General features: G+C 37.8%; 9 protein-coding genes. 2 read left to right on the top strand and 7 right to left on the bottom strand.

Annotated elements, in window-relative coordinates; genetic code table 11:
* Positions 1-87 precede the first annotated feature (87 nt).
* The 3 genes from RG963_RS15690 to RG963_RS15680 all read right to left on the bottom strand — a co-directional run bounded on the left by RG963_RS15690 (position 88) and on the right by RG963_RS15680 (position 2108).
* Positions 88-369: a hypothetical protein gene (locus RG963_RS15690; protein WP_310577219.1), complete on the bottom strand. Its 282-nt coding sequence runs from the start codon at positions 367-369 to the stop codon at positions 88-90.
* Positions 370-428: 59 nt separating this feature from the next.
* Complete coding sequence (locus tag RG963_RS15685; RefSeq protein ID WP_310577218.1) at positions 429-581, bottom strand: hypothetical protein; 153 nt, start codon at positions 579-581, stop codon at positions 429-431.
* 1383 nt (positions 582-1964) lie between these two features.
* A complete protein-coding gene (locus RG963_RS15680; RefSeq protein ID WP_310577217.1) occupies positions 1965-2108 on the bottom strand; it encodes a hypothetical protein in 144 nt (47 codons plus the stop codon).
* A 488-nt stretch (positions 2109-2596) separates the two neighbouring features.
* Here RG963_RS15680 and RG963_RS15675 point away from each other — a divergent pair, with 488 nt between their 5' ends.
* Entirely contained in the window at positions 2597-3883 is a 1287-nt protein-coding gene (locus tag RG963_RS15675) for a PKD domain-containing protein (protein WP_310577216.1), read from the top strand.
* A 325-nt stretch (positions 3884-4208) separates the two neighbouring features.
* Here the strand turns inward: RG963_RS15675 and RG963_RS15670 are convergent, their stop codons facing one another.
* The 4 genes from RG963_RS15670 to RG963_RS15655 all read right to left on the bottom strand — a co-directional run bounded on the left by RG963_RS15670 (position 4209) and on the right by RG963_RS15655 (position 7001).
* Positions 4209-4334, bottom strand: coding sequence for a hypothetical protein (locus tag RG963_RS15670; protein WP_310577215.1), 126 nt, complete (start codon positions 4332-4334; stop codon positions 4209-4211).
* 24 nt (positions 4335-4358) lie between these two features.
* Positions 4359-4790 (bottom strand): peroxiredoxin, encoded by a 432-nt coding sequence (locus RG963_RS15665; protein WP_310577220.1) that lies wholly within the window; start codon positions 4788-4790, stop codon positions 4359-4361.
* Positions 4791-4912: 122 nt separating this feature from the next.
* Positions 4913-6391 carry an NAD(P)/FAD-dependent oxidoreductase gene (locus RG963_RS15660; RefSeq protein WP_310577214.1) on the bottom strand — a complete coding sequence of 493 codons (1479 nt, stop codon included), beginning with the start codon at positions 6389-6391 and terminating at the stop codon, positions 4913-4915.
* Positions 6392-6608: 217 nt separating this feature from the next.
* A complete protein-coding gene (locus tag RG963_RS15655; protein WP_310577213.1) occupies positions 6609-7001 on the bottom strand; it encodes a DDE-type integrase/transposase/recombinase in 393 nt (130 codons plus the stop codon).
* 631 nt (positions 7002-7632) lie between these two features.
* On the opposite strand from RG963_RS15655, the gene RG963_RS15650 reads away from it, so the two are divergent.
* A partial coding sequence (locus tag RG963_RS15650; protein WP_310577212.1) for a choice-of-anchor A family protein occupies positions 7633-8957 on the top strand: 1325 nt, incomplete at its 3' end.

Genomic DNA, 8957 nt, shown 5'->3' with positions numbered 1-8957 from the left:
TACACTCTTTTGGTATTAGACTGAACATTTTGCTTGCATAAGGCACAGATAAAATATTTGCTCTTTTGTTCAGTCTCTCACACATATCTATGCACTCTGGGGTAATTCTCTGTCCATGTCTTTGGCTTCTATATGAGAACGTACAAAAGCCATTTTATTTTTACGTGCTGCCTGTTCTGCAGGAGTCATATTATCCCATTTCTTTTTTGCTGCATATTCCCTTGTAGTCAGTCCTCCCATTTTAAGCATCCCAGGGAATTCTGCAGAGATCCGGACACGGATAGTCTTTGCAACTCCACATTTTTGCTCTTTATCTTCGGGGCAAACCAGTATATGTGGATAAACAGGATGGAGAGGACAATTGTTCACAGATCATTTTGCGTATCGAGGACACTTGTAAAGCGGCAAATCGTTTTTCGGTGCCATACTTACTCCCTCTCTATCATGACCACAAACTCATTTTCTTTTTTACCTTTTCTGATAATTGCGTTTTCCCCTTTGCGGAGATGCATTGAGCGTGCAATTCTTACGGGAATATTTATGCTGTAAATTCTCACTTTTGAAAGCTGTATTGAGGTCATAGTTATTACTCCCATATACGTATATGTAAGTATAAATGTATATAAATAAGCTTTTCTATATATACTGTATATACTATATATACTATATATAGAAAAGCCTTGCATATAGGCATGAAAAATAGAAGATATGTATGAGGTATGTATTCCGTATGTACAAGATATGTATAAAGCATGTATAGAAATGGTTTAATGAGATCCACATTACGCGATTATTAAAAGTTCGGTAAGGTTTACTGCCTAAATGTTAAAATTAAAAATGACACAAAAACCACTGAAACACACAACTAAATTTTTGGCAGTAAGGGTTCTTAAGATCTGTGCCGACCTTTGAGACCTGTGCCTATACTAAACGCAATCAGTAGGGTATAATCGTTAGCGTGATACTTGTGCCTACTATGAGTTGAGTCTACTGCACTGATAAAACCGCAGTTTGTGCCGACTTTTTTTTACATAGGAGGCTCTATAAGAAATATGTATGTCTTTGTAGTAAAAAATATTTTTTCAACTATTAAACATAGTTTTTCATATATTTACTAGGCACACTTGACACTCATACTGTTTTTACTAGGCACAGAGGGTTGGCACATGCCAGGCACACAGGCACTTTACCTCGGCACAGAGCCAAAATATCAGCCATTTGAAGAATTCTCAAAAATATGGGAAATCTTGATTTTTGCCGTAACAGTCTAAAAAAGATATGTCAGAAGCCACTAATTTAATTTGTTTTAAAGGGGCTTTTACTGAGGACTTTGAGTTCCTGTAAATTTTCTCAATACATTTGTTGAAAAAGTACCCTAGCGAAAAAGCAAAAACTTTATCAAAAGATAGTGCCATCTAGAAACTAATGTAAACTATCCTATAAATTTTCACAGGATTTTTGCAGAGAATCTGGGTAAAACTAGAGAAAATGTCCAGGATCTCAAAAGATAGTTTACAATTCTTGTAATTTTGTAAACTATTTCTTTTGTCCGAGTCTGCATAGAAAAGGACAAAAACTGATAAAATTTCTCTTTTTTGCCTGTTTGTTTATATACCCAAAAAGCTTGGGGCTTTTAATGTCCTATGTTCGTGTAAAGTCGGAAACTATGCTAAAAGTTACTTATTTTACAGATTATTCGTTTGAATAGTTAGTGGACTAATAGGCCTACTAATAAATAGCCGGAAAATACCCCAAAATCAACTGTTAAAAAAGTACCTATTTGTTTATCCTTGTTCTACTTTGCAAGTACTTAGGACAGTAAAATCAGAATACCCTTTTGAGTGTATAAACTCGGTCTTGAAAGTAGAGCTTTTCCTTAAGTTTTGTCTTTTATTACGGGTAGTTGGACAGAGAGAATAGGAATTGTTTCCAAATTTTTGCAAACATACTGTTTTGGGAATCGTTTATGTGGCAGTGACTATGACAGCGAGTATGGCGGCGACTGCTACACATACTACGAGGATTATGAGAAGTAATTTAGTAATTTCTATGAAGGCATTTGTCACGCTTTCAGGGTTTTCATCGTTGTCTGGCTTTTGTTTTGTCATGGTTGTAACAATGAGTTTAGTAGCTCTTCGCTGTTTCGTAGGGGTAAATTAATTACATAGTTAGGAAATTGACAGGCCGAAAATGATAACTATCAACCTTGTAAGTGATTTTTTATAACAAATTTTCTGAATATTGCCTACGTCTCCCCCACAATAGGAAGTGGATATGAACTACCCACTCGAAACAGCGAAGAGCCTTAATTTTTCATTGCGGTCCTGCAATTTTTCTACTCTTTCCTGCAGGGCTCATTAATTCTTTTAATTTTACTTCTAAAACTCATTAAATTCTCAATATAGTCTTTTGTGCCGGTATAACCTGGTATTTCTTTGCGGATTTTCTTCAATCATGCCTTTTTTCTGGGAAATTCTCTCAAATTACACGATTTTTATAAATTTAAGATTCAAATAGGAACGTTTAAGGATGTGAATAAGTTCAGATTATTAACATTTTTTATATGAAAAATAAACGAAAGGTGAGGAGTAGGATAATGAAAACTAATAAAAAATCGCATTCATTAGCCTTGGCATCAGTAGCTTTGATCTTATTTTTGGTTCTCGTTTCATCTGCAGCATCAGCAGCTACACCCAAAATAACTGAAACTCGGATCACAACCAACGGAATAGCAGGAGGTACTGCTATCTACGGTAACAGGATAGTATGGGCGGATTATCCGACTACTTTTGGCTATAATGGGGATATCTACATGTACGATATCTCTACGAAAAAGGAAACTCGGATTACCAGTAATGGATCAGTGGGTGTGTATCAGTATCCTGCTATCTATGGTAACAGAATAGTGTGGGCAGATAATCGCAATGGCAATGGATCTGATATCTACATGTATGATCTCTCTACGAAGAAGGAGACTAGAATTACCACACATGAATCAGCAGTGGGTATGAACCCTGCTATCTACGGCGATAGGATTGTGTGGTCTGATTCGCGCAATAGAAACGAGGATATCTACATGTATGATCTCTCTACGAAGAAGGAAACTAGGATTACCAATCATGGATCAGCAGGTACCCCTGATATTTACGGTAATAGGATAGTGTGGCCTGATTCGCTTAATGGATGGAAAAATTCCGATATCTACATGTATGATCTCTCTACGAAGAAGGAAACTCGGATTACCAACCATAAATCAGCGATAGAAACTGCTATCTATGGGGACAGGATAGTGTGGACGGATTCTCTTAATGGAGTCTACAATATTTACATGTACGATATCTCTACTCACAAGGAAACTCAGATCACTAGCAAAGGAGCTGTAGCACCTGATATCTATGGAGACAGGGTAGTTTGGGATGATGAGGGTATTGGACCTCGGCATATCTACATGTACAATATCTCCGATTCCACAAAAATCCGGATTACTACAAATGATTCAGAACAAGAGGGTCCTAAGATCTATGGTGACAGGATAGTATGGATAGATTGGCGCAGTGGAATGGATAATCCCAGTGATATCTATATGGCTACTCTTAGCTATTTTCCAACTGCTGATTTTTCTGCATCCAAGACCTCCGGAAATGCACCATTAACAATAGCGTTTACTGACAAAAGTACAGGAACACCTACTTCATGGAAATGGACTTTTGGAGACGGAACATCTTCAACCAAGCAGAATCCGACACATAAGTATTCCAAAGCAGGGAATTATACGGTGATATTGACAGCAACCAATGATGCAGGCAGCAATACGAAAACATTAAAAAATTATATAAAAGTAACAACAAATACAAGACCGGGTATATACTCTAAAAACAAATAAACTTTTAAATTGAAAAACGATAAAAAAGGTTTTAGCTAAAGGGTAGTGGGGAATTATTTCTCAAATCGCCTGATTGGACAACTTTTTATTTTGAATTTTTTGTGTGATATCGCGATAACAGAGAAAGAAAAGATTGAAAAAATAAAACAAGCATTTTTTGAATATGCAAAACAAGCTATCAGCTTTTGATACTCCTAGTTATTTTGCAAAACAAATTCTGCCTGAGGAATCAGACATTCTGAGAAGACAGATAGTAGAGGACAAAGACTATAGACCTGGATCAGTTTTCGAAGGCATTGATAACATGCTGCTGTTTATTTGCCGTTTATAACTCCCCGGCTTTCAATTCTGCAATATAAAGATCATAAGCTGCAGTTGAACCGCCTGAACTGTGTGCAATATAATAGTCCGCAACAATCGAAGCTTGTTGCTCGCGATTGTAATCACGCAAATCCTTTTTTGCTAGGAATTGACCTTATCTTTCTAGGACTTTTATGATTTCTGCTATATCTGGAAGTTCGTGAATTGGATATACTTTGAGAAATATTATTTCCTGCTTGTCGTCGATAATTATGTTTGCTCTTTCGGAGAATCCTTCCTTGTCCCTGAATATTCCATACTCTTTAGCTATCTCGCCATGTGGCCAAAAATCTGAAAGTAATCTAATGTGAGTAATTCCCAGTTCCTTGGCCCAGGCTTTTTTTGATGGTATGGGATCTACGCTTATCCCAAAAGCTACTGTATTTAGTTTTCCAAACAGCTCCTGATTTTCCTCAAGTGAATTCATTTGCTCCGCACATACTTCTGTCCAAGCTAGTGGATGGAATGATAGGAGTACTTTTTTACCACGGAAGTCATTGAGATGCACTTCTTTTCCACTGTGGTCTTTTAATCTAAAATCCTCAATTTCATCACCAATCTTTATCTTAGTCGTAATAAATCCCCTCCAGGTTTAAAAAATCATTAGCATTAATATTAGTTTACTTATAAAATTATTAGTGTCTTCGAGGATTTATTTTAATTCCATCCTTACTGGGTTTTGATATCTTCTCTTTCCCTCATATTTTGAATTGCGGCTTTTACGGCAGGCCGGAGAGGGTCTACAAGCATTGAAACTGGGGGAGCGTAAGAAGTTTCCAAGTCAAGAAGATCCTTGATTGTGGCTTTCTTCCTGATTGCAAGGGAAAGAGCATCTATTCTTTCTTTTATTCCCTCTCCACCCACAAGTTGGGCGCCTACTAGGTAATCATCTTTAAACAGGAGTTTAATGTATAGATCTTTTTTACCCGGGTAATAGGAAGCTCTTGTGCGCCCGCTGGAAAATCCTGTAACCAAGTTCATTTCATTGCTTTCAGCTTTCCTAGATGTAATTCCCACTCCACCGAACTGCAAACCCCCTGCCAAGGATACCCAAGGATCTGCAATGGGCCCAAAAGTGGTCTGCTTTCCTGTGATATTGTCGCCGATTATTTCGGCCATACGCTTGGCTGTCGTACCTAGCTGACTTAGTCTGGATTCCCCTGTAATAAAATCCGTTACTTCAACACATCCTCCACCTGCATACACATAAGGAAGAAATTCATCTCCTGCTTTTACTTGTAGCATTTCATTTGCAACTATTCCTCCGGCTTTTCCTATCTCGATTCCGGCTTCTAGAGCAAGGCTAATTTCGGGTTTTACCCCGCTTGCTAGGAGCACAACGTCTGCAGGGAAATGCTTATTTCCTACTTGCAAAGCTTTTTCTTTCCAGAACATTTCAGGAAAGATAATAGGTTCGCCGGTGATTACTTCAACACCCAGACTTTCCAGGTGTTTTCTTATAAGTTCAGCAATATCGGGATCTAACTGCCTAGAAAGGAGGTTCTTGCTCCTGTTTATGAGTATAGTTTTAATTCCCCTTCTTGCAAGTGCTGCGGAACATCCGATTCCTATTGTTCCTCCACCTAATATGCAGACTTGTCCGGCAGTTTCCAGTGCCTTTTCAAAGAGCATGCCGTCAGCAAGGCTTCTCAGCGTAAACATGCCATAAGGGAGGATGTTAGTTGTACAACTTGTTTGAGGTACAAATGGAAGGCTCCCTGTGGCAATCACGAGTTTGTCAAAAGAATAAATCCCTTCCCCTGTCCGAACAGTCCTTGAACTAGTGTTTATTGACTTAACGTCCTCATTTAGCTTAACATCTATCCTGTTTTCCCTATAGAAATCGAGGGGTTTTACAATGAGTTTTTCAAAACTATCAATTTCCCGACTCAAAACAAAAGGGATACCACAAGGACTGTAGGCAGTGTGTGAATCTCGTGATAGTACAGTTATCTCAAAATCGCTCTGTCTTCTAATTTGGGTAGCAGCTGACATACCGCAGGCCCCTCCTCCAATAATAACTATTTTTGCAGGGCCCTTTTTTGCTGGGTTTTGTGCGGAAACTTTTCTCGGAAATTCTTCCTTACCTCCAGCTGCTTTCTGGATTTTTTTATCTAAAGCATTTTGTGTGCCGAAATCACTTCCCATTATCATAATAATGATGTTTCAACCTATTATAGGTTTTTAAAGGGGTGTAAGCTCTCAGATTTATAAATCAAGGATTATTCAAAAAACAGGAAAAGTATGGTATTCGAGCAGTCTCAAAACTAGGTTGTGGTGCAAAAAATCCTAATATTGAAGCAAAATTTTAGTTTCACACCAAAGAATGTAAAAAAGCAGAATGTTTCTCAGATAACATCCAGACTTAGGCAGGTATTCCAAATAACTTATTTATAAAGTTAACTTCATCAAGAACCGAGTAATTAAAAGTATCAACCTGTCCTTTTTTGATCATATTCATAGCTTCAATTCCTTTTAAAGTTTTATTAGCAGATTGAAAAGACTGAAATCCTAACATTGGATTAACAATTCGCTTTATAGATCTATGATCTTGTTCTATAATATTATTCAAATACTTGATTTGTCTAATGCCTACGTTTTTAGGTAGTATTTTATCATTTTTCAGTTTATCTATAGCAGGTGGATAAGCTGGATTCTTATCAACAATTATTACTCTTGGAATTTGATTATGATTAGAACTCAAAGCTTTCTTAAAAAAACGTTTCGCAGCTTTTTGACCTCGTTTTGCACTTAACATGAAATCAATGGCAGTGTTACAAATTTGCTATAAATCCCTTTCATAATTTTTTTGCAATGGAACCATAAAGACAGCCTCTTTGTCACACCTGTCCCAATCTCGACATCACTACTTTTACGTCGCTTCCAGCCTCTATGTTGAAAAAACCAAGCGGTATAGATAAATTAAATTAGACGTCCGTCTGTGAGAATGCGACGACAAGACAAAAAAGGTTCCATTGCAAAAATAATTTTCCTGTACTTTGAGGCTATTATTATTTCCTTTGAATGTTATTTTAACCCCAATTTGATCATTCAAATTACCTTATTGTGGATGTTTCCAACGATTTTGTAAAATGCTCTGATTTTTTGCAACGGAACCAAAATTATAGTATACTGCCTAAAGTTTTTATACACGTGTGTCAATATTCATCGTGGATAAATTTACACCGTTCTTGTATTACCTAATTATCAAACAGTCCTAAAACCCAATTTATTCTCATAAGATCAGGATTTATTTGGGATTTTTACATGATTCAAACTCTGATGAGTCACTCAAAAGGTGCGATTCAAAAACAAATTTTGGAGACTTATTAATATCGTTTTGTCTCCTCAAATTTTGAGTTTTGGGATATGCTCAAAGAGGTATAAATATGCGATACAATATGCGACACATAATTTTGTTGATAATCGGAATATTTTTATTAACAATACCAGTAACTGCTAGTACAAATCCATTCGGAACAGCCGAAAATTACAACGGCTTTATATTTAAGAATGTACTGCATAATGGAGGAGACGTTGAAGGTGCTTTTGCCGTAGGGGGCGATACCACACTTTCGAGTTTTGGCGTAGGAAGTTCATTGCCTGCTGGTGGAAACCCGGCAGGGATTGGAATGGTTGTAGGGGGCAATTCGACCTGGAACAATGGTGAGCTGTTCCATGGTAATATGTGCGTGGGTGGAACCGTCAGCCATACGAGTGTAACTATTGACGACGGTGTTTTGCTTAATCCAAGCACTCCAATCAACTTTACTGCTGAGGAAATTTACCTTAAATCCTTATCTTCATACTGGGCCAGCTTGCCAGCAACACCAGGAACGACGGTTATTCTTCAGTCTTGGGGCAGGTTAGATTTAACAGGCACGAATTCGAGCCTTAACGTTTTCTTCGTTTCAAATGTACAGTGGCAAGGCACCGGTGAGATTCAGTTGGTAGTTCCATCAGGCTCAAGCGTTATTATAAATGTCGAAGGGACAACAGATTCCCTCCCACATACTCCACCGGGATATTTTGGTAACATGAATTTCAATGGTAATAATGGTGGAAATGCCTGGCAGACTGCTATCTGGAATTTCTATAATATGACAAACATGTCAATGTCGAGCGTTAGCTGGAAAGGAAGCCTCCTAGCTCCATATGCTAATTTCACTTATGCAAATGGAAATGTGGAAGGAAACCTGATTGCTAAATCGATGACAATGCCAGGCTCTGCTGAGCTTCACCTATACCCGTTTATAGGTGATGTCCCAGTACCTGCAGTACATAATCCAAAACTGACAATAAATAAATCCGCATCTCCTGCAAATTATTCTACAGCAAGACAGACAATTACCTACAGTTACAATGTAACTAACTCCGGAAACGTAAACATTGCAGGACCTATTACGGTTACAGACAACAAAGTAGGAACCGTGAATATAACAGCTGAAGACCTGATACCTGGACAAAGCGTTATAGGAACAGCTAATTACACGATAACTCAGTCTGACCTTGATAACGGTTCAGTGACCAATTCAGCGTTTGCATCAGGTATATTCAATGGTACAGTAGTTAATTCAACTACAGTCACTACAACTGTAACAGCAAACCAGACTCCAGGCGGTTCTGTGACCAATTCAGCGTTTGCATCAGGTATATTCAATGGTACAGTAGTCAATTCGACTACAGTCACTATAACTGTAACAGCAAACCAGAA

The sequence above is a fragment of the Methanosarcina baikalica genome (assembly GCF_031461075.1).
Taxonomy (GTDB): domain Archaea; phylum Halobacteriota; class Methanosarcinia; order Methanosarcinales; family Methanosarcinaceae; genus Methanosarcina; species Methanosarcina baikalica.
Note: the sequence above shows the minus strand (reverse complement) of the source record. Positions and strands in the feature narration are given on the sequence as shown.